Here is a 22,300-nt window from a genome sequence, read left to right on the forward strand (position 1 = left end):
GCCCAGCGGCGCGCCCGACAGGCGCTCGCGAAGGGTCTCCAGGCCGGTGGCGCCCAGGGACAGGCTCCCTCGCGGGCCCAGCAGGGCGACCCCCACCGTCGTGGCGTCGACCGGCGTCACGTACGCCTCGCACCCGGGCGCCCAGTGCACCTCGACCGAGTCCGACCAGGGCTCGACCCGTGCGTGGGCGCGCAGACCGTACCGACGGACGCCCGACGCCGCCCGGTCCAGGCCCGCCAGGCGTCGCACCGTGGAGTGCAACCCGTCGCACCCCAGCAGCCACCTGGCCCTGAACCCGAGAGCCCGGACGCTCTCGGAGTCGAGGGCCAGGTCCGTCACCCGGCCACGGTGCACCGTGACCCCCACCTCCAGTGCCCGGTCGTGGAGCGCCTGGTGCAGGACCGTGCGTCGCACACCCCGCCCCGCGCCCGAGGCGAACCGGTGCTCGACGCGTCGCCGCCCGGCCTGGTAGGCGATGCCGGCGATCACGTGCCCGGCTGGATCCACCCCGAGGCGGTGCAGCTGTCTCAGCGCCCCCGGCATCAGGCCCTCGCCGCAGGCCTTGTCCACGGGGGCGTCACGGGGTTCGACCACCACGACCCCTCTGCCCTGGAGCCGGGCCTCGATCGCGGCGGCGAGCCCGACCGGGCCGCCACCCACCACGAGCACGTCGGTGTCCACCTCGGGGCCGGGGCGCACCGTCTCAGCCGTCGGTGGTCGTCGGTTCCCCGGCCGACTCCCAGGCGAGGATCCCGTCGGCGAGGTGCACGGCATCGGTCAGACCGGCGCGCGCCATCAGGTCCAGCGCCTGCTGGGAGCGGTTCCCCGAGCGGCAGTACACCGCGTAGGTGCCCGCAGGGTCCAGGCCGGTGACCTGGTCGACGAAGGTCGGGTCGTGGACGTCGACGTTCACGGCCCCCGGCAGGTGCGCCGCGTCGAACTCCTCCGGTGTGCGCACGTCGAGCACGACGGTTCCCGGCCGGGAGATGACGTCCTTGAACTCCTCCACCCCGACGGTGTGCGAGGTGACCAGCACCGGCGGCGCGGCCTCGCCGCCGGTGCTGGTGCACGCCGTCGTGACCACGGTCAGTGCAGTCAGGAGCGCGAGGACGGGGCCGGGTCCGGAGCGCCTGCGGGAGGGAGGTCGGGTCATCACCGAATCGTACCCCGTGGGGTATCGTCCGAGGGAGTGGTCGCGGGAGCGCCTGCGGCGGTCTCCAGCGCCTTCTCCTCCGCCGGGATGCGGAACCGGAGCAGCAGCACGGCGTTGAGGACCGTGAAGGCCGCGGCGGTCACCCAGGCTCCGTGCACCAGCGGAAGCGCCAGGCCCTCGAGCACCACCACGACGTAGTTGGGGTGCCGCAACCACCGGTAGGGGCCACCGGTGACCAGGGGCAGGCCAGGCACGACGATCACGCGCGTGTTCCAGCGCCGCCCCAGGACCCCGATGCACCACCACCGCAGCACCTGGCTCAGCACCACCAGGACCAGGGCCGGCCACCCCAGCCACGGCACGAAGGGCCGGTCGGCCACGACCACCTCCACGGCGCAGCCCACGAGCAGCCCCGTGTGCAGCGCCACCATCGCCGGGAAGTGCCCACGCCCCGACTCGACCCCGCCACGCTCGAACGACCACCTCGCGTTCCGCGCCGACACCACCAGCTCCGCCACCCGCTCGAGGGCGGTCAGCGCCAGCACCACCCAGAAGACCGTGAGCACTCAGCCCACCTCCGTGCGCAGCAGGACCAGCTCGATCGCGACCCCCGGACCGAACGCCACCATGACCAGCGGGCCCCGTACCGGCGCATCCAACGTCGCACGCAGGATGTGCAGGACCGACGCCGAGGACATGTTCCCGACCTCGGCGAGACTCTGCCAGCTCCTGACCAGGGCCTGCGGTGGCAGCCCCAACGCGTCGGTGACCGCTTCCAGGACACGGGGCCCTCCGGCGTGCACGACCCAACCGGCCACGTCCTCCACCGCCAGGTCGTGGCCCTTCAGGAAGCGCGTGACCTCGTGGTGCAGGTGAAGCGCGATCGTGTCGGGCAACCCCGCGGAGAGCACGATCCTCAGACCCGAGGACCCGACCTGCCACCCCAGGTCCGACTCCGTCCCCGCCACCAGGTGGCTGGCACCCCCCACCACCTGGGGTCCCCCCGCCGCGGGATGCTCCTCACCCACCAGCAGCGCCGCTGCCGCGCCGTCACCGAACAGCCCGCTCGCCACGAGGTTCGGCGTCGAGTCGTCCCCGTGCTGGAGCGTCAACGAGCACAGCTCCACGCTCAGCAGCAGCGCCACGGCGCCCGGGTGGCCCACGAGGTGGTCGTGGACCAGAGCCGTCCCCGCCACACCTCCCGCGCACCCCCAGCCCATGGTCGGCACGCGCGTGACGTCCTGCCGGAGCCCGAGCCTGCGAGCGACCAGGACGTCGACCGACGGCACCGCCACCCCGGTCACGGTCGTCAGGACGACGAGGTCGACCTCCTCGGGGGTCATCGAGGCCTCGGTCAGGGCCGACCGCGCCGCTCGCTCGAGCAGGTCCGTCGCCAGCTCCACGAACAGCGCGTTGCTGCGCGTGAACGAGTCCAAATGCGCGTACTTCTCCAGCGGCATCGCCAGGTACCTGCTGCCGACCCCGGTCGCCCCGTGCAGCCGCCGCACGAGCTCCGCGCGCGCCCCGTCCGGGCACAGCAGCGGTGCGACGGTCCGGGTGATCTCGTGCTGGCTGTGGCGGTGAGGGGGCAGGACGGGGGCCAGTGCGACGAGGCGCGACATCCCGGCATCGTGTCACGGTCCGTCGCGGGCGGCGCGCCAGGACCGGACCCGTGCCACCATGAGCCGGACCGGCGCCCACCCGTCGCCGCGTGCACCGTCCCGCGACCCGAGGAGAGGCCGTGCCGACCACCGCCCGCGGCATGGTGACCGCCTCGCACGCCGGACCCACCGCGGTGGTGACCGGGTTGTCGGTGGCCCTCCTCGTCGGCGCCGGTGCACCTCCCGCCACGATCACCCTGGCCGGCACGGCCGTGCTCGCCGGACAGCTCTCGGTGGGCTGGTCCAACGACTGGGTCGACGCCCGCAGGGACCTCGCCGTGCGCCGGGCCGACAAGCCCGTGGTCCGCGGGACGGTGTCGGTCCAGGCGCTGCGTCGCGGTGCCCTGACGGCCGTGGTCGCCTGCCTCGTCCTGTCCGTCCTCGCCACCCCCGCGGGGGCGGCGGCGCACCTGGCCGCGGTCGCCTCGGCGTGGGCGTACAACGTGCGGTTGAAGGCCACGGCGTGGTCACCGGTGCCCTACGCCGTCTCCTTCGGCCTCCTGCCCGTGTTCCTCGTGGCGGCCCTGCCCGCAGAGGCTGCCGCGGCACCGTGGGTCGTGACCGGCGCCGCGCTCCTGGGCGTCGGCGCGCACCTGACGAACGTCCTGCCCGACCTGGAGGACGACGACGCCACGGGTATCCGGGGCCTTCCCCACCGGTGGGGACGACGGGCCACGGCGACCGTCGCGCCCGTCGTCCTCGCCGCGGCCGCGATGGTCGCCGCACTCGCGCCGGGTGTCGCCCTGGTGCCCTGGCGAGGCGCGGTCCTGGTCGGCGCCCTGCTCTGCGGGGCAGCGGCCGGGGCGGCGGGTCTGGCGGGCCGCCGCTCGTCGTTCGCGCTCGCGATGGTGGTGGCCGCGCTGTGCGTGGTGCTCATGGTCTCTGCCGGGTCGGCGATCACCACGACCTGAAGGCGCGCACGGGGGGACCCCGAACGGGGACCGAGGCGTGTCGGTGGGCGGATGGACGATGTGGCCATGACGTGCACCCGGGAGGAGTCGACCGCCGGCCGCGCCCTGCTGCTGCCCGGGTGCCGTGGTGTCTCGTCCTGGGGCCACGACCCGGAGCTGGAGAGCTACTGGGCCGAGGTCGTGACGCTCGACGGTCGCACGCTCCTGGTCGGGGCGGAGCACCTGGTCCCGACGGTCGCGGCGTTGGGTCACGCCCTGGACCGAGAGCTGGGACTCGAGCCAGGGCACGGGACCTTGTGCCTCCTTGGTGGTGTCTATGCAGGTCAGGCACAGTTGTCGTGCGGGAGGCGTGCGCTCGACATAGCGTCGTGAGCGAAGCGGACGAGAGGAGATCCCCATGGGAACCGACGACAAGGCCCGCAACACCGGTGAGGACTGGAAGGGCAAGGCCAAGGAGGCCACCGGCTCCGCCACCGGCGACGAGCAGCTCGAGGCGGAGGGCAAGGCCGACCAGAGCAAGGCCAGCCTCAAGCAGGCCGGCGAGAAGGTCAAGGACGTCTTCAGGGACTGAGTCCCAGCCGGCCGGTGTCGCACGTCGACCCGGTGGGTGCGACGTCAGCACCGTCAGCACCGTCAGTATGAGCGCAGGGCCACCGGGGATCAGCCCGGTGGCCCTGCGGCGTCCCGGGTGCGCGTCGGCAGGTCAACGGCCGGCGGCCCGGTCGCGGTAGGGTGGGGCCGCCGCGGGAAGCGCACGGGGTGAGGCCTCCACCAGGGTCTGTGACGTGGTGGACGGGACCTCATCTGCGGGCCCTGGACCCGCCCCTACACAGAACCGGGAGCTCGATGCGCACGCCCCACCTGCAGAGCCTGTCCGCCCCGCCCCCCCTGCCGCGCAACGGTCTGCGCGTGACGCCCCTCGGGGGCCTGGGTGAGATCGGCCGCAACATGACGGTCCTGGAGCACCGCGGCAAGCTCCTGGTCATGGACTGCGGGGTCCTGTTCCCCGAGGACCACCAGCCAGGCATCGACGTGATCCTTCCCGACTTCACCTCCATCCGGGACCGTCTGGCCGACGTCGTGGCCGTGGTGCTGACGCACGGGCACGAGGACCACATCGGTGGTGTGCCGTACCTGCTGAAGGAACGGCCCGACATCCCCGTCATCGGCTCCCGGCTGACCTTGGCGTTCGTCACCGCCAAGCTCAAGGAGCATCGACTGACGCCCACGACGGTCCAGGTGGAGGCGGGCGACCGGCACACCGCCGGGCCGTTCGAGACCGAGTTCGTCGCGGTGAACCACTCGATCCCGGACAGCCTCGCGGTGGCCGTCCGTACGAGCGCAGGCCTGGTGCTCAACACCGGTGACTTCAAGATGGACCAGTTCCCCCTGGACGACCGGATCACCGACCTCCGGCACTTCGCACGGCTCGGCGAGGAGGGCGTGGACCTCTTCCTCACCGACTCCACGAACGCCGAGGTCGCCGGGTTCACCGTCTCGGAGCGTGAGCTCAGCCCGGCGATCGATCACGTGTTCGCGACGGCCCCGCGGCGCATCATCGTGTCGAGCTTCGCCAGCCACGTGCACCGCATCCAGCAGGTCCTCGACGCGGCCCAGGCCAACGGCCGCAAGGTCGCGTTCGTCGGCCGTTCGATGGTGCGCAACATGGGGATCGCCCGTGACCTGGGGTACCTGCGCATCCCGCGTGGCCTGGTGGTGGACTTCGCCAAGCTGGAGAGCATGCCCGACGCGAAGGTGGCGCTGGTGTGCACCGGCTCCCAGGGCGAGCCGATGGCGGCGCTGTCCCGGATGGCCAACGGCGAGCACCAGATCCAGGTGGGGGACGGCGACACCGTCCTCATGGCCTCCTCGTTGATCCCGGGGAACGAGACCGCCATCTACGGCATCATCAACAAGTTGACGGACCGCGGCGTCAAGGTCGTCCACAAGGGCAACGCGAAGGTCCACGTGTCGGGGCACGCCAGCGCCGGTGAGCTCGCGTACTGCTACAACATCGTGCGCCCGCGCAACGTGCTCCCCATCCACGGGGAGTCCAAGCACCTGCACGCCAACGCCGACATCGCCGTCCGTACCGGTGTGCCGGCCGACCAGGTGATCATCGCGGCGGACGGGGTGACGATCGACCTGGTCAAGGGGCGGGCGTCGATCTCCGGGCGGGTGCCCGCCGGCCTGGTGTACGTCGACGGCCAGACGGTGGGGCGGGCCACCGAGGACACCCTCGCCGAGCGTCGGATGCTGCGCGAGGGCGGTGTCCTGACGGTCGTGGCCGTGGTCGACGTCGCCAAGGGCACGTTGGCCGACCCGTTGGAGTTCATCTCGCGTGGCCTGGTCCACGACGAGGCGACGTTCGCGGGGGTCCAGCCCGAGGTGGAGAAGGCGTTGTCCCGCGCGTCGCGCAAGCAGCTGGACGACCTCGACGCGTTGGAGACGCTGATCTCCCGCACCGTCGCGAAGGCCCTGAGGCGGGCGTTCCGTCGGGAACCCGTGGTGATCTCGGTCGTGATCGACGCCTGAGAGCGTGCGGTTCCCCGTCCGGCGGTCAGACGTCGGACGGGGAGGGGCCGGCTGCGCGCATGCGCTCGTAGTCCATGCGCAGGGTCCGGGCGCGGACCTGCTGGGACGTGGCCGTCCGCTCGGTGCGGCCTCTGCCGACAAAGCTCACGGCCCAGTGCAGCAACGTGGTGACCCGGTTCTTGAAGCCGATCAGGTACACCAGGTGGACCGCCAGCCACAGGAGCCACGCGACGAATCCGCTGACGCGCACGCGACCCACCTCGGCCACGGCGTAGAACCGGGACACGGTCGCCATGGACCCCTTGTCCCGGTACCGGAACGGTGCGCCGGTGGGCAGTCCCTTCGCCCGTCGTCGGATCTGGTCGGCGGCGTGCTGGGCGCTCTGCATCGCGACCTGCGCGACTCCTGGCAGGTCGTCCAGGGCCATCATGTCGCCGACGACGTGCACCTCGGGGTGGCCGGGCAGGGTGCAGTCGGGCTCCACGAGCACCCGCCCGGCGCGGTCCGTGCCGGCACCGGTCTGCTCCGCCACCTGCCTGCCCAGCCCGGACGCCTGGACACCGGCCGCCCACACGGTGCAGCGCGTGGGGATGCGTTCCCGGGTGCCACCGGCGTTCTCCAGGTCCACCCCGGTGGCGTCGACACCGACGACCTTGTGGCCGGTGAGGACCTCCACCCCCATGGCGCGCAGACGTTCGGTCGCCCTGCGCCCGAGCGGCTCGGCGAATCCTCCCAGGACGGCGTCGACCGCGTCCACGAGGACCACCCGCGCCCGCGACGGGTCGATGTGACGAAAGCTGCCTGTGAGCGAGCGGTGGGCGAGCTCGGCGATCTGCCCCGCCATCTCCACGCCGGTGGGTCCGGCACCCACGACCACGAACGTGAGCAGCTCGGCGAGCGCGCGTGGGTCGCTGGTCACCTCGGCGAGCTCGAACGAGCCGAAGATCCGCCCGCGGATCTCCAGGGCGTCGTCGACGCTCTTCATGCCGGGGGCGAACCGGGCGATCTCGTCGTTGCCGAAGTACGACTGGCCTGCGCCGGCAGCCAGCACCAGGTTGTCGTAGCGCAGCCGGAGCTCGCCCGCGGGGGAGCGGGAGGTGACGGTCCGCCCGGGGACGTCGATGTCGGTGACGGTTCCCAGGAGCACCCTGGCGTTGCGTTGGCGGCGCAGGATCTCCCGCGTCGCCGGGGCGACCTCGCCGGGTGAGAGGACCCCGGTCGCGACCTGGTACAGCAACGGCTGGAACAGGTGGTGGCCCGTCTCGGCGAGCATCGTGACCTTCACCGGGTCGTCCTTGAGGGCCTTGGTCGCGAACAAGCCCCCGAACCCGGAGCCGATGACGACGACGTGTGGTAGGTCGGGGGACGGGTGCCTGGGGGTCATGGGTTCTCCCGGTGGTGGGCCGACGGGTGCGCGTCCAGCCTCACCCGTGGTGCCGGTGCCCGCATGCTCAGCGCCGCTCCGGCGTCACGCCGCGGAACTGGGCGCGTCGTCGAACGCGCTGTGGGAGGTCCCCACGTCGCGGGCGATGGCCAGGTGCGCGCCGAGGTACCCGCTCGCGCCGGCCACGGCCGCACCGACCAGCCCGAACGCGACGCCCAGCCCGTGGTGCTCCCGGCGGCGGGAGACGTAGGACGCGGTGAAGAGTGCCAGGCCCACGGTGTTGCCGCCGGCGTGGACGAGGCCGACGCGGGCGTCGCGGCCCTCGGTCCGCGACCACTCGGCCAGGCCCGTGACCGCGGTGGGCACGGCGGACAGGATCCCGAGCCCCACCAGGCGTCGGGCGGCACGCCGCGCCGAGGGGCCGCCGACCAGGTCCAGCGTGATCGCCGACAGCCAGGCCCCGATGGGGACATCGGTCAGGACCGGGTGCAGCGCGTGGCCCAGGCCTCTGCCCCAGAGGACCTCGCGCCGCGCGGGGGAGTCCACGAGGCGGTCCGCGACGGGCTTGAGGGCGTCGACGTAGGAGTCCAGCGCGTCGGTCTCCTCCAGGGACCTGGTCACCGCGATGAGCGGGTTGGTCGGCTCCTCGTGCATGGTCCGGGACTGGTGCGACATCTCGACCTCCGGTGTGACGCGGGACACGGATCTGTCGAGTCTGCGGCACACGGCGGCGGGGCGCAGGACGAGCCGACCCGGTGTCGCCACGGGTGGAGGGGACGCCTCAGCTGTGCGACCGTCTGGGCATGGCACCCATGGTCACGAGCGCCCCGGAACAGGTCACCGACGCGATCACTTACCACGGCGAAGGGCCGTGCTGGTCCCCGCACTGGGGTGGCCTCAGGTGGGTGGACATGCTGGCCGGGGACCTGCTGACCCTGCACGAGGGCGAGGTGAGCAGGCTGCACGTGGGCGAGGTCGCGGCCTTCGTGCGGCCCCGTGCCCGAGGTGGGTACGTCGTCGGGCTGGAACGGGGCATCGGCCTGGCCGACGACCCGTGGTCACCGCCGGGGGTCACCCACATCGTGTGGGACGACCCCGCAGTGCGCATGAACGAGGGCGGGTGCGACCCCGCCGGCAACCTGTACGCCGGGTCGATGGCCTACGACGCGACCCCGGGCGCCGCCGCCCTGTACCGACTCACCCCTGATCTGCAGGTCACGACGGTGCTGAGCGCGACGATCTCGAACGGCATCGACTTCTCGCCCGACGGACGGCACGCCTACTACAACGACACGGGCACGGGCGGGACGGACGTGTTCGACCACGTCGACGGTGCCCTGACCAACCGCAGGCTGCTGCGCCACGGCGACATCGGCGGGCCCGACGGCCTGGCGGTCGACTCCGCGGGCAACATCTGGACCGCGCTCAACGGTGGCGGGACCATCAGGTGCTGCGCGCCCGATGGTGCGACCCTCGCGGAGGTCGAGGTTCCCGTCCGGCTGGTCACGGCCTGCGCCTTCGGGGGCGAGGACCTCCAGGACCTGTACATCACGACCTCGCGGGAGCACCTCGAGGACCCCGAGCCCGCGGCGGGTGCGCTGTTCCGGGTGAGGGTCGACGTCCCCGGCCGGGCCGTGCAGCCCTTCGCCGGGTGAGGCGCGCGGGTCGGCGGGGCTGCAGGGCCGGCGTGCGTTGACATGGTGCAGCTGGTTCTGCCACGCCAGCGCGTGCAGGTGCCGTCGACCTTGCGGACTCCCGGTGAGGACATCGAAGGCCTGGTGTACGACGAAGGCCGCCCCGCAGATCCGGGGCGGCCTTCGTCGTACACCAGTTGGTGGGCGATACTGGGATCGAACCAGTGACCTCTTCCGTGTCAGGGAAGCGCGCTACCGCTGCGCCAATCGCCCGTTACCGCCGGCAACGGTTCGTCATACGAGGTGGAGACGGGATTCGAACCCGTGTGGACGGCTTTGCAGGCCGCTGCCTCGCCTCTCGGCCACTCCACCGCAAGGCTTCGGCCCACGTCCGGTGCTTGTGCCCAGCCACGGGACTACGCCTCCGAGCGGACGACGGGACTCGAACCCGCGACCCTCACCTTGGCAAGGTGATGCTCTACCAACTGAGCCACGTCCGCGCGACACGTTTCCGGTGATCCCGGCGCCGTGTGCGTCCCAGACTCTAACCGAACCGCGCGACCAGAGTCCAACCGGGCCTGCGGTGCCACGAGCAGCAGGCCGGGGGCCGGGCGCCGATACCGTGTGCGGCGTGGTCAGAACCCTTCCCCCTGCCGCACCGATCCGGACCGGGTCCGCCGCGTTCGGCGGGCGCGCCATGGAGCACGTCGTCGACGCCGTCGACCTGTGCGCCGAGCCCGGTGCCCTCGCCGCGGGCGGCCGGTGGGCGGTCGTGGGGGGGTTCGAGGGCCCCGTGCGGGCCTGGAGGTTCTCCGGCACCGGCTCCCCGCAGGCCGACGACCCGGGATGCCCGTGGCCGGGCGTGGCCGACCGCTGGGTCTCGTCCATGACCCGGGAGCAGTACGTCGACGGTGTCGCGTCCGTGCGTGAGCACATCCGGCAGGGGAGGGTGTACCAGGTCAACCTGTGCCGGGTCATGGACGTCCCGCTGCGGTACCCACCGGGACAGGAGCCGCCCGCGCGCGCTCTCGCCCGTCTGCTCGCGGCCGGGAACCCGGCCCCGTACCAGGGGTACGTGCACGTCCCGTCCGGGGCCGTGGCGCCGGACGGGACCCCGATCCCGCCGGTGTGGGTCGTCACGGCCTCGCCCGAGCTGTTCCTGCGCGTGCGTGACGGGGTCGTCAGCTCCGGGCCCATCAAGGGCACCGCGCCCGACGCCGCCGGCCTGACGGAGAAGGACCGTGCGGAGAACATCATGATCGCCGACATGGTGCGCAACGACCTGCAACGGGTGTGCCGCCCGGGGACGGTCGAGGTCAGCCGCCTGCTCCAGGTCGAGCACCACCCGGGGCTCGTCCACCTGGTCACCGAGGTCCGCGGCGAGCTCCGTGACGACCTCGGAGCCGACCTGTGGCCGCGGCTCCTGCGGGCCGCGTACCCGCCCGCGTCGGTGTCCGGTGCGCCCAAGAGCTCGGCGCTCGAGGTCATCGCCGAGCTCGAGACCGCCCCACGCGGGCCCTACTGCGGGGCGGTGGGGTGGATCGACGCGGACGCGGGGGAGGCCGAGGTCGCCGTCGGGATCCGCACCTTCTGGTGGTCCGACGCCGGCGGTGGGACGCTGGCCTTCGGGACAGGCGCAGGCATCACCTGGGACAGCGACCCTGAGCGGGAGTGGGCCGAGACCGAGCTGAAGGCCGCACGCCTGACCCGGCTCGCGTGCGCAACTGAGGAGGACGGTGTCGATGTCTGAACCTGTGGTCTGGGTGGATGGTCGGCTGCTGGATGCCGGCGAGGCCGCCATCCACCCGTTGGACCACGGCCTGACCGTGGGTGACGGGGTCTTCGAGACCTGCGGGGTCGTGGGCGGTGTCCCGTTCGCGCTCACCCGGCACCTGGCCCGGCTGGAGCGCTCAGCAGCAGGGCTCGGGCTTCCCGCACCGGACGCCGATCGGGTGCGCGAGGGGGTCGCTGCCGTCCTCGGGCGAGCCGGCGGTGCCGGCAGGGTCCGGGTGACCGTCACCGCGGGGGTGGGGCCGCTGGGGTCCGATCGCCACCCCGGGGGCATGACCTACGTCGTGGCGGCGGGGTCGGCTGCGGGTCCCGCGCCGGCCGCGGTGATCGGTGTGCCGTGGGTGCGCAACGAGCGTTCGGCGGTGGCCGGCCTCAAGACGACGTCGTACGCGGAGAACGTCGTCGCCCTGGCGCGGGCCAAGGCCAGTGGCGCGGATGAGGCCCTGCTGGCCAACACGCTCGGTGACCTGTGCGAGGGCACGGCGAGCAACGTCTTCGTGGAGGTCGGGGACGAGCTGCTGACACCTCCGCTGTCGAGCGGGTGCCTGGCGGGCATCACCCGCGAGCTGGTCCTGGAGTGGTCCGGGGTCGAGGGGCTTCCGGTACGTGAGGCCCGGCCGGGGGAGCTCGTGTACGAAGAGGTGCTGTCCGGGGTCGCGCCGCTCGCCCTGAGCGGGTCCGTCCGCACCGTCGTACCGGTGACCGCGGTCGACGGCGAACCCCGCGCCGCAGGGCCCCTCGTGGCCCGGGTGTGCGCCCTGTACGCCGAGAGGGCCACGGACGACCTCGACCCGTGAGCCTGCTGGACGCCCGACCCGTGTCAGGCGTCCAGCAGGCTCACGATCAGGCGGGAGATCTCGTCCTCCATGTGGGCGCTCTCGTTGCCGAACGGCACGACGGCCACCGTCGAGTTGAGGAACCGGATGAACGCCTCGGCGGGGCCGGCGAGCAGCGCCTCGCCCTCCACGCCACTCAGCGCGATCAGCAGGTAGGTGGGGTCCTCGTCCCGCCAGATGCGGACGTCACCGGTGCCTGCGGGCGCGGTGGTGTCGGCGAGGATCCCGTGGGCGAAGAGCTCCCGACCGATCAACCAGGTCGACGTGGAGTGGGCTCCGGTGAACGCGACGCGAACCGTGTACGGGTCGGTGGCCTCGAAGCTGAGCTCAGCGCTGATCGGGAGGATGCTCGCATCTGAGAGAACCAGGTGCATGGGCACGACCTCGCAGGTGTCCCTAACCGGTCCTGGCATCGTCACCCCTCTCCGCGTCGTCGTTGCCGTCCATGACGCCCCCTATGGTGCTGGTTCAGGGCCTCTGAGCGCCAGGTTCGGCAAACGGCTGTGGATTCGCTAACATCTCCTTCGCGACCTCCGAGCAGCGCCTCGGGGCCGTGAAGGGCGATTGGCTCAGTGGTAGAGCGCCTCGTTCACACCGAGGAGGTCACTGGTTCGAACCCAGTATCGCCCACCCTGTCCGTGTTTCGGCGTCGGCCGATCGGGTGCAACGCCCTGTATCGCACCCGATGACCAGTTCCTCTCCTGAACTGTGACTCCGGGGTCCTGTCCCTCGTCGGCGGGCTGTGCGCCCGTCACCCCTCCCGTCACAGGACCCCGAACTTCGCCCGCTGCTCTCACCCGTTCGGCGCAGCGGACGTCCGTCGTGCCCCAGGGCGCGACGGCGCGCGCCCACCCGGCGCGGGTCCTGGCGTCGGTAGCATCGGGGGGCCCGTCCGAACCGAGGAGATGTCCCCGTGCCACAGATCACCCTGACCGTCGACGGCGTCGCGCGCAGCGTCGAGGAGGGGACCACCGGTACGGAGCTGTTCGCCGACCGCCGCGACGTCGTCGTCGTCCGTGTCGACGGAGAGCTCCGCGACCTCGCTGCACCGCTGCCCGCCGGCGCGGACGTCGAGGGTGTGACGATCGACTCTCCCGACGGCCTGGAGGTCCTGCGGCACTCCGCGGCGCACGTCCTGGCCCAGGCCGTCCAGCAGGCCCACCCCGAGGCCCGTCTGGGCATCGGCCCGCCGATCAAGGACGGCTTCTACTACGACTTCGACGTCGCCGAGCCGTTCACCCCCGAGGACCTCAAGGCCCTCGAGAAGGCCATGCAGCGCATCGTCAAGGAGGGCCAGCGCTTCGAGCGCTGGGAGGTCACCGAGGACCAGGCCCGTGCCGAGCTCGCCGCCGAGCCCTACAAGCTCGAGCTCATCGGCCTGAAGGGCACGGCCGACTCCACCGACGGGGCGTCGGTGGAGGTGGGCCTCGGTGGGCTCAGCATCTACCGCAACGTCCGCCGTGACGGCACCGTCGCCTGGCAGGACCTGTGCCGCGGCCCGCACCTTCCCACCACCCGGCTGATCGCCAACGGCTTCCAGCTCACCCGCTCCGCCGCGGCCTACTGGCGCGGGTCGGAGAAGAACCCGCAGCTGCAGCGCGTGTACGGCACCGCCTGGCCCACCAAGGACGAGCTCCGTGCGCACCTGGAGCGCCTGGCCGAGGCCGAGCGCAGGGACCACCGGCGGCTCGGCGCCGAGCTCGACCTGTTCTCGTTCCCCGACGAGCTGGGCTCCGGGCTGCCCGTGTTCCACCCCAAGGGCGGGCTCATCCGCATGGAGATGGAGGACTACTCCCGGCGCAAGCACGTGGAGGCCGGGTACTCCTTCGTCAACACCCCGCACATCACCAAGGGCCACCTCTACCAGGTGTCCGGTCACCTGGACTGGTACGCCGACGGCATGTTCCCGCCCATGCACGTCGACGCGGAGCACGACGAGGACGGCACGGTCCGTAAGCCCGGCCAGGACTACTACCTCAAGCCCATGAACTGCCCGATGCACAACCTGGTCTTCGCCTCGCGGGGCCGGTCCTACCGCGAGCTGCCGCTGCGGCTGTTCGAGTTCGGCAGCGTCTACCGGTACGAGAAGTCCGGGGTCATCCACGGCCTGACCCGGGTCCGGGGCATGACGCAGGACGACGCGCACATCTACTGCACGCGCGACCAGATGCGCGACGAGCTGGCACGCACCCTGCAGTTCGTCCTGGACCTGCTCAAGGACTACGGGCTCGACGACTTCTACCTCGAGCTCTCCACCCGCAACCCCGACAAGTCCGTCGGCAGCGAGGACCTGTGGGACGAGGCGACCCGCACCCTCGCCGAGGTCGCGGAGTCCTCGGGCCTGGACCTCGTCCCCGACCCGGGCGGGGCCGCCTTCTACGGGCCCAAGATCTCCGTCCAGGCCAAGGACGCGATCGGGCGCACCTGGCAGATGTCGACCATCCAGCTGGACTTCAACCTGCCCGAGCGGTTCGAGCTCGAGTACACCGCCCCCGACGGGTCCCGTCAGCGCCCGGTGATGATCCACCGGGCCCTGTTCGGCTCGATCGAACGCTTCTTCGGCGTGCTCACCGAGCACTACGCAGGGGCGTTCCCCGCGTGGCTCGCGCCCGTGCAGGTGCTGGCGGTGCCGGTCGCCGAGCCGTTCAACGACTACCTCCAGCAGGTGGTCGACCGGTTGCGCGCCGAGGGTGTGCGCGCCGAGCTCGATCTCTCCGACGACCGCTTCGGCAAGAAGATCCGCAACGCCAGCACCCAGAAGGTCCCCTTCGTGCTCATCGCCGGTGGTGAGGACGCAGCCCAGGGTGCGGTGTCGTTCCGGTACCGGGACGGCCGCCAGGACAACGGTGTGCCCGTGGAGGAGGCCGTCGAGCGGATCCGCAGCGCCATCAGGGAACGGACCCAGGTCTGATGCCACCGGTCGAGGTCCCTGCGGACGCCAACCCGGCCGGCGAGCCGGACGGGTTCCAGCGGCTGTGGACCCCGCACCGGCTCGCGTACGTCAAGGGCCAGGACAAGCCCGCAGGCCCGGCGGCGGACCAGTGCCCGTTCTGCCGTGCCGTCACCGGACCCGACGAGGACCACCTCGTCGTGGCCCGGGGCGAAGCGGCGTTCGTGGTGCTCAACCTCTACCCGTACAACTCCGGCCACGTCATGGTCCTGCCGCACCGGCACGTGTCGGACTACACCGAGCTCGACGAGCAGGAGACCGCGGAGGTCGCACTGCTGACACGCACCGCCATGACGGTCCTGCGCCAGGTCCTCACGCCCCACGGTTTCAACATCGGGATGAACCAGGGTGACGTCGCCGGGGCCGGGATCGCCGCGCACCTGCACCAGCACGTGGTGCCACGGTGGACCGGCGACGCGAACTTCCTGCCCATCATCGCCCGCACCAAGGCGCTGCCGGAGATCCTGGCCGACACCCGCGAACGGCTCGTCGCGGCCTGGCCGACGGGAGGCAGACGGTGCTGAGCCGACTGCGTGGGGGCGCCGCACGGGTCCTCGGCCCGCTCGCCGACGGCCTCGTGCGGCTGGGCGTGTCCCCGGACGTCGTCACGGTCGTGGGCACAGCCGGCGTCGTGGTGGCCGCCCTGGTCCTGTACCCGATGGGACTGCTGTTCTGGGGCACCGTCGTCATCGCGCTCTTCGCGCTCACCGACCTGGTCGACGGCCTCATGGCCCGTCGTTCGGGCCGCACCAGCACCTGGGGTGCGTTCCTGGACTCCACGCTCGACCGGTTCGGCGACGCCGCGATCTTCTCCGGCCTGGTCCTGTGGGCGATCGGCAACGACGACCGGACCACCGCGGCCCTGGCCCTGGCATGCCTGGCACTCGGTTCGATCGTGCCGTACGCGCGTGCCCGCGCCGAAGGGCTGGGCATGACCGCGAGCGTCGGCATCGCCGAGCGCGCCGACCGGCTGGCGGTCGTGCTCACCGTCACCGGACTGGTCGGGCTCGGGCTGCCGACGGTCGTCCTCACCGTCGCCCTGGGCCTGCTGGCCGTCGCGAGCCTGGTCACCGTCGTGCAGCGGATGGGGACCGTGCGGGCGCAGGCGACCCGTGCGGCGGGGGGCCTCCCGTGACCAGCGGCGCCACCCGCCTGTTCCTCACCGCGTGGACGGCGGCCGAGAAGCTGCCCGAGGGTGCGGTGCGCGGCGTGATGCACGTCGCCGCCGAGCTCGCGTGGCTGCGACGTGGTGCCGGCGTCAGGCGCCTGGAGGACAACCTCGCACGGGCGCGCCCGGGGGTGAGCCGCACCGACCTCCGGCGCCTGTCCCGGCGCGGGATGCGTACGTACCTGCGCTACTACGGGGAGGCGTTCCGGCTCGGTGCCCTCACACCCGAGCAGGTCACCGCCCGCGTCCGGCTCGAGAACCCCGGTTTCGTCACCGAGCAGACCCGGGCAGGGAGGTCTGTCGTGCTGGCGCTGGCGCACCAGGGCAACTGGGACCTCGCCGGTGCGTGGGCCACCACCCACCTCGCCCCCGTCACGACCGTCGCCGAGCACCTCGAACCCGCCGAGGTGTTCGACCGGTTCGTCGCCCTGCGCGAGCGTCTCGGCATGCGCATCATCCCCCTCGACGCCGATCGGAGGGTGTTCTCCGACCTGGTCCGCACCGTGCGCGGCGGAGGAGCGGTGATCCCGCTGCTCGCCGACCGGGACCTCACCGCCCGAGGGCTGGAGGTGGCGTTCCTGGGGGAGAGGGCACGCGTGGCAGCCGGTCCCGCGGCCCTCGCCGCCGCCACCGGCGCGCCGCTCGTCCCGGTGACGTTGCGGCACGAGCGGCTCCACGGGGCCCGGCGCCGGGCCGCCGGGTCCCGGTGGGGCCTTCTCGTCCGGTTCCACCCACCGGTGACCCCGGGGGCCGGGGACCGTGCGGCACAGGTCCAGCACATGACCCAGCAATGGGTCGACGCCCTGGCCGCGGACATCGTCGAGGACCCCACCCACTGGCACATGCTCCAACGGGTGTTCGTCGCCGACCTCGACCCCGACCGCCTGACACGGGTGTCACCATGACGGGCGCCGCCCTGCGGGTCGGCATCGTCTGCCCCTACTCCTTCGACGTGCCAGGTGGCGTGCAGTTCCACGTCCGGGACCTGGCCGAGGCGCTGCGTGCGCTCGGCCACGCGGTGTCGGTGCTCGCCCCTGCCGACGACGACACCCCCGTCCCGGACTTCATGACACCAGCCGGCCGTTCCGTGCCCGTGCGCTACAACGGTGCCGTCGCCCGACTCACCTTCGGCCCCCGCAGCGCCGCACGCGTCCGTCGGTGGCTCGCCGAGGGGGAGTTCGACGTCCTCCACCTGCACGAACCCGTCACCCCCAGCCTGGGCATGCTGGCTCTGTGGATCGCCTCGGGGCCGATCGTCGCCACGTTCCACACGGCCCTCATCCGGTCCAGGTCGTTGCAGGTCGCCTACCCTCTTGTGCGCCCCAGCCTGGAGAAGATCTCCGCGCGCATCGCCGTCTCGGAGGACGCCCGCCGTACCCTCGTGGACCACCTCGGTGGGGACGCGGTGGTCATCCCCAACGGGGTGTACGTCGACCAGTTCGCGTCCGCCGAGCCCGACCCCCGGTGGCAGGGGACGCCCGAGGCGCCGACGATCGCGTTCCTCGGGCGCCTCGACGAGCCCCGCAAGGGACTGCAGGTCCTCGCGCGGGCGGTGCCCCACGTCCTGGAGCAGCATCCGGGTGCGAGGTTCCTGGTCGCAGGCCGGGGCGAGAACGGCGCCGCAGAGGCCCGGACGGTCCTCGGCGAGCACGCCCGTGCGATGGAGTTCCTCGGCGGGATCACCGACCAGGAGAAGGCCTCCCTGCTCCGGTCTGTCGACGCCTACGTCGGACCGCAGACGGGCGGCGAGAGCTTCGGCATCGTGCTGGTGGAGGCGATGAGCGCCGGCGCGGTCGTGGTCGCGAGCGACCTGGGTGCGTTCAGCCGGGTCCTGGACGGCGGCCGGGGTGGGGTCCTGTTCCGCACCGGTGACAGCGACGACCTCGGCGCCACCCTCGTCAGGGTCCTCGGCGACGACCGGCTGCGGAGGCGCACCGTCGAGCACGCGACCCGGACGGTGCGCCGCTACGACTGGTCCACCGTCACCCATCACGTGCTCACCGTCTACGAGATGGCGGTGGCCGGCGCCGCGCCGGGGGAACGTGTGCACGAGGACCCGGCGTCCCGACGGGGGCTGGCCGGTCGACTCACCCCGTGGGGAGGTCGGTCATGACCTGGTCCGAGGTCACCGTCCTGGTGGTCCTGGTGCTCCTGGCGGCGCTCTGGTGGGTCTGGACGGCGGCGAACCGCCTGGACCGCCTGCACCGGAAGGTCGGCGGCTCCCGGGTCGCGCTCGGCACCCAGCTCGTGCGGCGCGCGTCCGTCGCCGCCGAGCTCGCCGCCAGCGGTTGCCTGGACCCTGTCAGCTCGGTGCTCGTCGGTGAGGCCGCACGTTCGGCGCTGGCCAGCGCAGAGGCACCGCAGGAGGTGCCGGCAGAGCTCTCCGAACCCGGCCCGGCGGTCCCGTTCGTGCATGCCGAGAGCGAGCTCTCCGCGACCCTGCGGACCGCGCTGGCGGAGCCGACGGAGGTCGAGCAGATCGCGGCCACGTCCCCGGGCCACGAGATCCTCGAGGCGCTCGCCGAGGCCTGGTACCGGGTCGAGCTCGCACGACGGTTCCACAACGAGGCCGTCGCGCAGAGCCAGCGCGTGCGCCGCAAGCCGCTCGTCCGTCTCCTGCGGCTGGCGGGCAGGGCCCGCATGCCCCGCACGGTCGAGATCGACGACGCCTGGCCCGACGCCCTGCCTCGGCCGGGCACGCCCGGAACGGGTGCGCCGCCGGCGGGCCGGGGGGCGGGCTGAGCGCGGTCTAGGATGGTCTGGCCGTCGAGGACGACGCCGTCGGCACTTCCACCACCAGACGACCCGAGGACAGACGTGGGCACCCAGAACAGCGAGAACATCACCGGCACCGCGAAGGTCAAGCGCGGCATGGCCGAGATGCTCAAGGGTGGCGTGATCATGGACGTGGTCACCGCCGACCAGGCGAAGATCGCCGAGGACGCCGGCGCGGTGGCTGTCATGGCGCTGGAGCGGGTGCCTGCGGACATCCGCGCCCAGGGCGGCGTCGCCCGCATGAGCGACCCGGACCTGATCGACCAGATCATCGCGTCCGTGTCCATCCCGGTGATGGCCAAGGCGCGGATCGGGCACTTCGTCGAGGCCCAGGTGCTGCAGTCCCTCGGCGTGGACTACATCGACGAGTCCGAGGTCCTGACTCCCGCCGACTACACCCACCACATCGACAAGTGGGCCTTCACCGTGCCGTTCGTGTGCGGTGCGACGAACCTGGGTGAGGCGCTGCGCCGGATCACCGAGGGCGCGGCGATGATCCGCTCCAAGGGCGAGGCCGGCACCGGCGACGTCTCGAACGCCACCACCCACATGCGGACCCTGCGGGCCGAGATCAAGCGCCTCACCTCGTTGCCCGAGGACGAGCTGTTCGTCGCGGCCAAGGAGCTCCAGGCCCCGTACGACCTGGTGGTCGAGGTCGCGCGCACGGGCAAGCTCCCCGTGGTGCTGTTCACCGCGGGTGGCATCGCCACCCCGGCGGATGCCGCGATGATGATGCAGCTCGGTGCCGAGGGCGTGTTCGTGGGCTCCGGGATCTTCAAGTCCGGCAACCCCGCCGAGCGCGCCGCGGCGATCGTCAAGGCCACGACGTTCCACGACGACCCCGACGTCGTCGCCAAGGTCTCCCGCGGGCTGGGTGAGGCGATGGTCGGGATCAACGTCGAGGAGGTCCCCGAGCCCCACCGCCTGGCCGAGCGCGGCTGGTGACAGGACCGGCGGCGGCTCCGAACGGCGCTGTCGACGCGTTCGGGCCGCCGTGGGTGCTGCAGCCCGACGGGGTGCTCTTCCGCCGGGGCGCCCGCGTGGTCGTGATCGACCCCGACGACCGGGTGCTGCTCGTCCGCGGGCACGACGTGGACCAGCCCGAGAGGTCGTGGTGGTTCACCATCGGCGGAGGGATCGACCCGGGGGAGGACGCCCGGACGGCGGCCGTGCGCGAGGCGCGCGAGGAGGCCGGCCTGCGCCTGCGGCCGGCCGACCTCGTCGGCCCCGTGTTCCGCCGCCGGGCCGTCTTCGACTTCTACGCCCGGCGGTGCCGCCAGGACGAGGAGATCTTCCTCGCCCGGGTCGACGGGCTGGACCTGGCCACCCTGGACCGGTCCGCGTGGACGGCGATCGAGCGGGAGACCATCGACGAGCTGCGCTGGTGGGACCTGGACGCGCTCGAGCAGGTCCAGATCGAGGTCTTCCCCGAGGGTCTACCCGGTCTGCTCCGGCCGGTCCTGGCGGGTTGGGACGGCATCACCCGGGACCTCGGCACCGACGACGGATGAGTCCGGTGCGGGTCCGTTCCCCTAGAATCGCCGCCCGTGACCTCACCGATCCCGACCATCGGCGTCCTCGCACTGCAGGGCGACGTCCGTGAGCACACCGCCGCCCTCGAGGCGGCGGGTGCACGAGTGGTCCCGTTGCGACGTGAGCGTGAGCTGCGCGACGTCGACGGTGTGGTCCTGCCCGGTGGGGAGTCCACGACGATCGAGAAGCTCCTGCACGTCTTCGAGCTGTTCGAGCCGCTGCGGGCGGCGCTCGGCTCAGGCCTGCCGGCGTTCGGGTCGTGCGCGGGGATGATCCTCCTGGCGGACCGCGTGCTGGGCGGTGTGGAAGGTCAGGGGAGCCTGGGCGGCCTCGACATCACCGTCCGCCGCAACGCGTTCGGCCGCCAGGTCGACTCCTTCGAGACCGACCTCGTGGTCGAGGGCGTGCCGGACAGCGTCGAGGACCCGGTGCGTGCGGTGTTCATCCGCGCCCCGTGGGTCGAGGAGTCCGGGGCGGGTGTCCAGGTCCTGGCCTCGGTGGGCGAGGGACCGGCCGCCGGTAGGATCGTCGCGGTTCGTGAGCGTGACGTCATGGCCACGTCCTTCCACCCGGAAGTGACCGGGGACCTCCGCTTGCACCGCATGTTCGTCCAGATCGTCGCCGACCGCGGTTGAGGAGTTCAACGTATGTCCGGTCACTCCAAGTGGGCCACCACCAAGCACAAGAAGGCTGCCAACGACGCCAAGCGCGGCAAGCTCTTCGCCAAGCTGATCAAGAACATCGAGGTGGCGGCCCGGGTGGGCGGCGGTGACCCGGCCGGCAACCCGACGTTGTTCGACGCGATCCAGAAGGCCAAGAAGTCGTCCGTGCCGAACGACAACATCGACCGTGCGGTCAAGCGCGGATCGGGTGCGGAGGCCGGTGGTGCCGAGTACCAGACGATCATGTACGAGGGTTACGGCCCGGGCGGTGTCGCCGTCCTGGTCGAGTGCCTCACGGACAACCGGAACCGCGCCGCGTCCGAGGTCCGGGTCGCGTTCACGCGCAACGGCGGGACGATGGCCGACCCGGGGTCGGTCTCGTACCTGTTCTCCCGTCGGGGCGTCGTCGAGGTGCCCAAGGCCGACGGGCTGGGGGAGGACGACGTGCTGGCGGCGGTCCTCGACGCGGGCGCCGAGGAGGTCAACGACCACGGTGACACCTTCGAGGTGCTCAGCGAGGCGACCGACGTCGTCGCGGTGCGCACCGCGCTGCAGGACGCCGGCATCGACTACGACTCCGCGGAGGCCCAGTTCGTGCCCGCCACGCAGGTCGAGGTCGACGTCGAGGGCGCACGCAAGATCCTCAAGCTGATCGACGCGCTCGAGGACAGCGACGACGTCCAGAACGTCTTCGCGAACTTCGACGCCTCGGACGAGGTCCTGGCCCAGCTCGAGGAGTGACCCGCGGCGCGCCGCCCGGGTCGGCGCCCCGCGGGTGGGAGGGTGGTGCCGTGCGCGTGCTCGGGATCGACCCTGGACTCACCAGGTGCGGCCTGGGCGTCGTCGAGTCCCGGCCCGGGCGCCGGGCCGCCCTCGTCGACGTCGGTGTCGCCCGGTCCGCCGTCGAGGCCGAGCTGCCGGACCGGCTGCTCGCGATCGGGGTCGAGGTGGAGCGCTGGCTGGACCGGGCCCGTCCGGACGCCGTCGCGCTGGAACGGGTGTTCGCCCAGCACAACGTCCGTACCGTGATGGGCACCGCGCAGGTCTCGGGCGTGGTGATGGTGGCCGCAGCAGCCCGGGGCGTCCCGGTGACGCTGCACACCCCCAGCGAGGTGAAGGCAGCGGTCACCGGCACCGGGCGCGCGCCCAAGGCCCAGGTCCAGCAGATGGTCGCGCGCATCCTCGGGCTGGACGAGGTCCCGAAGCCGGCGGACGCCGCGGACGCGCTCGCGCTGGGCATCTGCCACCTGTGGCGGCCGGCCACGAGTGCGGCGGGCGCGCAGGGCACCCACGGGACCGCGGCCCAG

At 72.4% G+C, this 22,300-nt stretch carries 25 protein-coding genes and 4 tRNA genes; 19 read left to right on the top strand and 10 right to left on the bottom strand.

The window, feature by feature from the left end:
- The 4 genes from N869_RS04595 to N869_RS04610 form a co-directional block, all read right to left on the bottom strand.
- On the bottom strand, positions 1-699 hold a 699-nt coding region (locus tag N869_RS04595), incomplete at its 3' end, for an NAD(P)/FAD-dependent oxidoreductase (RefSeq protein ID WP_232229605.1).
- A gap of 4 nt (positions 700-703) precedes the next feature.
- Entirely contained in the window at positions 704-1,153 is a 450-nt protein-coding gene (locus N869_RS04600) for a rhodanese-like domain-containing protein (RefSeq protein WP_052104981.1), read from the bottom strand.
- Positions 1,153-1,719, bottom strand: coding sequence for an isoprenylcysteine carboxyl methyltransferase family protein (locus tag N869_RS04605; protein WP_052104982.1), 567 nt, complete (start codon positions 1,717-1,719; stop codon positions 1,153-1,155). Before N869_RS04605 ends, N869_RS04600 begins: the two co-directional genes overlap by 1 nt.
- On the bottom strand, positions 1,720-2,775 hold the full coding sequence (locus N869_RS04610) for a type III polyketide synthase (protein ID WP_035058511.1): 1,056 nt from the start codon (positions 2,773-2,775) through the stop codon (positions 1,720-1,722). It lies immediately after the preceding gene.
- Between the two features lie 119 nt (positions 2,776-2,894).
- On the opposite strand from N869_RS04610, the gene N869_RS04615 reads away from it, so the two are divergent.
- From N869_RS04615 to N869_RS04625, 4 genes are all read left to right on the top strand, one after another.
- Positions 2,895-3,725, top strand: coding sequence for a UbiA family prenyltransferase (locus N869_RS04615; RefSeq protein ID WP_232229606.1), 831 nt, complete (start codon positions 2,895-2,897; stop codon positions 3,723-3,725).
- 66 nt (positions 3,726-3,791) lie between these two features.
- The gene (locus N869_RS04620) at positions 3,792-4,097 is read left to right on the top strand and encodes a hypothetical protein (protein WP_156968346.1); all 306 of its coding nucleotides are present in this window, start codon (positions 3,792-3,794) and stop codon (positions 4,095-4,097) included.
- Positions 4,098-4,122: 25 nt separating this feature from the next.
- Positions 4,123-4,296: a CsbD family protein gene (locus tag N869_RS16875; RefSeq protein ID WP_084136413.1), complete on the top strand. Its 174-nt coding sequence runs from the start codon at positions 4,123-4,125 to the stop codon at positions 4,294-4,296.
- 275 nt (positions 4,297-4,571) lie between these two features.
- Entirely contained in the window at positions 4,572-6,260 is a 1,689-nt protein-coding gene (locus N869_RS04625; RefSeq protein ID WP_035058517.1) for a ribonuclease J, read from the top strand.
- A gap of 25 nt (positions 6,261-6,285) precedes the next feature.
- Here the strand turns inward: N869_RS04625 and N869_RS04630 are convergent, their stop codons facing one another.
- Together N869_RS04630 and N869_RS04635 are read right to left on the bottom strand one after the other, a co-directional pair.
- A complete protein-coding gene (locus tag N869_RS04630) occupies positions 6,286-7,644 on the bottom strand; it encodes an NAD(P)/FAD-dependent oxidoreductase (protein WP_052104983.1) in 1,359 nt (452 codons plus the stop codon).
- Positions 7,645-7,728: 84 nt separating this feature from the next.
- Positions 7,729-8,346, bottom strand: a complete 618-nt coding sequence (locus tag N869_RS04635; protein WP_232229607.1) for a DUF2231 domain-containing protein — start codon at positions 8,344-8,346, stop codon at positions 7,729-7,731.
- A 101-nt stretch (positions 8,347-8,447) separates the two neighbouring features.
- Here N869_RS04635 and N869_RS04640 point away from each other — a divergent pair, with 101 nt between their 5' ends.
- Positions 8,448-9,299 (top strand): SMP-30/gluconolactonase/LRE family protein, encoded by an 852-nt coding sequence (locus N869_RS04640; RefSeq protein ID WP_084136419.1) that lies wholly within the window; start codon positions 8,448-8,450, stop codon positions 9,297-9,299.
- A 177-nt stretch (positions 9,300-9,476) separates the two neighbouring features.
- Here N869_RS04640 and N869_RS04645 read toward each other — a convergent pair.
- The 3 genes from N869_RS04645 to N869_RS04655 all read right to left on the bottom strand — a co-directional run bounded on the left by N869_RS04645 (position 9,477) and on the right by N869_RS04655 (position 9,778).
- A tRNA-Val gene (locus N869_RS04645) sits at positions 9,477-9,551 on the bottom strand.
- Between the two features lie 28 nt (positions 9,552-9,579).
- Positions 9,580-9,650: transfer RNA gene (locus N869_RS04650), tRNA-Cys, on the bottom strand.
- A 55-nt stretch (positions 9,651-9,705) separates the two neighbouring features.
- Positions 9,706-9,778, bottom strand: a tRNA-Gly gene (locus tag N869_RS04655).
- 131 nt (positions 9,779-9,909) lie between these two features.
- On the opposite strand from N869_RS04655, the gene N869_RS04660 reads away from it, so the two are divergent.
- Entirely contained in the window at positions 9,910-11,028 is a 1,119-nt protein-coding gene (locus N869_RS04660) for a chorismate-binding protein (RefSeq protein ID WP_156968347.1), read from the top strand.
- The gene (locus tag N869_RS04665; RefSeq protein WP_035058563.1) at positions 11,021-11,866 is read left to right on the top strand and encodes an aminotransferase class IV; all 846 of its coding nucleotides are present in this window, start codon (positions 11,021-11,023) and stop codon (positions 11,864-11,866) included. Before N869_RS04660 ends, N869_RS04665 begins: the two co-directional genes overlap by 8 nt.
- Positions 11,867-11,889: 23 nt before the next feature.
- Here the strand turns inward: N869_RS04665 and N869_RS04670 are convergent, their stop codons facing one another.
- On the bottom strand, positions 11,890-12,279 hold the full coding sequence (locus N869_RS04670) for an SsgA family sporulation/cell division regulator (RefSeq protein ID WP_232229608.1): 390 nt from the start codon (positions 12,277-12,279) through the stop codon (positions 11,890-11,892).
- Between the two features lie 184 nt (positions 12,280-12,463).
- Between N869_RS04670 and N869_RS04675 the strand changes: the two genes are divergently transcribed.
- From N869_RS04675 to ruvC, 12 genes are all read left to right on the top strand, one after another.
- Positions 12,464-12,535, top strand: a tRNA-Val gene (locus tag N869_RS04675).
- Positions 12,536-12,818: 283 nt separating this feature from the next.
- Complete coding sequence (gene thrS, locus N869_RS04680; RefSeq protein WP_035058520.1) at positions 12,819-14,816, top strand: threonine--tRNA ligase; 1,998 nt, start codon at positions 12,819-12,821, stop codon at positions 14,814-14,816.
- Positions 14,816-15,379, top strand: coding sequence for an HIT family protein (locus N869_RS04685; protein WP_035058522.1), 564 nt, complete (start codon positions 14,816-14,818; stop codon positions 15,377-15,379). Before thrS ends, N869_RS04685 begins: the two co-directional genes overlap by 1 nt.
- Positions 15,373-15,990 carry a phosphatidylinositol phosphate synthase gene (gene pgsA, locus N869_RS04690; RefSeq protein ID WP_035058525.1) on the top strand — a complete coding sequence of 206 codons (618 nt, stop codon included), beginning with the start codon at positions 15,373-15,375 and terminating at the stop codon, positions 15,988-15,990. Before N869_RS04685 ends, pgsA begins: the two co-directional genes overlap by 7 nt.
- The gene (locus N869_RS04695) at positions 15,987-16,928 is read left to right on the top strand and encodes a phosphatidylinositol mannoside acyltransferase (protein ID WP_052104984.1); all 942 of its coding nucleotides are present in this window, start codon (positions 15,987-15,989) and stop codon (positions 16,926-16,928) included. Before pgsA ends, N869_RS04695 begins: the two co-directional genes overlap by 4 nt.
- Positions 16,929-16,939: 11 nt before the next feature.
- Complete coding sequence (locus tag N869_RS04700) at positions 16,940-18,136, top strand: glycosyltransferase family 4 protein (RefSeq protein ID WP_084136421.1); 1,197 nt, start codon at positions 16,940-16,942, stop codon at positions 18,134-18,136.
- Positions 18,133-18,765 (top strand): hypothetical protein, encoded by a 633-nt coding sequence (locus N869_RS04705; protein WP_035058531.1) that lies wholly within the window; start codon positions 18,133-18,135, stop codon positions 18,763-18,765. The genes N869_RS04700 and N869_RS04705 overlap by 4 nt, the downstream gene beginning before the upstream one ends.
- 75 nt (positions 18,766-18,840) lie before the next feature.
- The gene (gene pdxS, locus N869_RS04710; RefSeq protein WP_035058534.1) at positions 18,841-19,743 is read left to right on the top strand and encodes a pyridoxal 5'-phosphate synthase lyase subunit PdxS; all 903 of its coding nucleotides are present in this window, start codon (positions 18,841-18,843) and stop codon (positions 19,741-19,743) included.
- On the top strand, positions 19,740-20,309 hold the full coding sequence (locus N869_RS04715; protein WP_084136417.1) for an NUDIX hydrolase: 570 nt from the start codon (positions 19,740-19,742) through the stop codon (positions 20,307-20,309). Before pdxS ends, N869_RS04715 begins: the two co-directional genes overlap by 4 nt.
- Before the next feature lie 36 nt (positions 20,310-20,345).
- Positions 20,346-20,966 carry a pyridoxal 5'-phosphate synthase glutaminase subunit PdxT gene (pdxT, locus tag N869_RS04720; RefSeq protein WP_035058537.1) on the top strand — a complete coding sequence of 207 codons (621 nt, stop codon included), beginning with the start codon at positions 20,346-20,348 and terminating at the stop codon, positions 20,964-20,966.
- Between the two features lie 12 nt (positions 20,967-20,978).
- Positions 20,979-21,734: a YebC/PmpR family DNA-binding transcriptional regulator gene (locus tag N869_RS04725; RefSeq protein ID WP_035058540.1), complete on the top strand. Its 756-nt coding sequence runs from the start codon at positions 20,979-20,981 to the stop codon at positions 21,732-21,734.
- Between the two features lie 50 nt (positions 21,735-21,784).
- A partial coding sequence (ruvC, locus tag N869_RS04730) for a crossover junction endodeoxyribonuclease RuvC (RefSeq protein ID WP_052104991.1) occupies positions 21,785-22,300 on the top strand: 516 nt, incomplete at its 3' end.

Source organism: Cellulomonas bogoriensis 69B4 = DSM 16987, from assembly GCF_000767165.1.
Lineage (GTDB): Bacteria > Actinomycetota > Actinomycetes > Actinomycetales > Cellulomonadaceae > Actinotalea > Actinotalea bogoriensis.

What these genes read in the sequence shown, in the direction of transcription:
- N869_RS04600 (WP_052104981.1), bottom strand. Translation starts at nt 1,153, where the DNA reads ATGACCCGACCTCCCTCCCGCAGGCGCTCCGGACCCGGCCCCGTCCTC.
- N869_RS04610 (WP_035058511.1), bottom strand. Translation starts at nt 2,775, where the DNA reads ATGTCGCGCCTCGTCGCACTGGCCCCCGTCCTGCCCCCTCACCGCCAC.
- N869_RS04620 (WP_156968346.1), top strand. Translation starts at nt 3,792, where the DNA reads ATGACGTGCACCCGGGAGGAGTCGACCGCCGGCCGCGCCCTGCTGCTG.
- N869_RS16875 (WP_084136413.1), top strand. Translation starts at nt 4,123, where the DNA reads ATGGGAACCGACGACAAGGCCCGCAACACCGGTGAGGACTGGAAGGGC.
- N869_RS04625 (WP_035058517.1), top strand. Translation starts at nt 4,572, where the DNA reads ATGCGCACGCCCCACCTGCAGAGCCTGTCCGCCCCGCCCCCCCTGCCG.
- N869_RS04630 (WP_052104983.1), bottom strand. Translation starts at nt 7,644, where the DNA reads ATGACCCCCAGGCACCCGTCCCCCGACCTACCACACGTCGTCGTCATC.
- N869_RS04640 (WP_084136419.1), top strand. Translation starts at nt 8,448, where the DNA reads ATGGCACCCATGGTCACGAGCGCCCCGGAACAGGTCACCGACGCGATC.
- N869_RS04665 (WP_035058563.1), top strand. Translation starts at nt 11,021, where the DNA reads ATGTCTGAACCTGTGGTCTGGGTGGATGGTCGGCTGCTGGATGCCGGC.
- N869_RS04670 (WP_232229608.1), bottom strand. Translation starts at nt 12,279, where the DNA reads ATGCACCTGGTTCTCTCAGATGCGAGCATCCTCCCGATCAGCGCTGAG.
- N869_RS04685 (WP_035058522.1), top strand. Translation starts at nt 14,816, where the DNA reads ATGCCACCGGTCGAGGTCCCTGCGGACGCCAACCCGGCCGGCGAGCCG.
- N869_RS04705 (WP_035058531.1), top strand. Translation starts at nt 18,133, where the DNA reads ATGACCTGGTCCGAGGTCACCGTCCTGGTGGTCCTGGTGCTCCTGGCG.
- N869_RS04725 (WP_035058540.1), top strand. Translation starts at nt 20,979, where the DNA reads ATGTCCGGTCACTCCAAGTGGGCCACCACCAAGCACAAGAAGGCTGCC.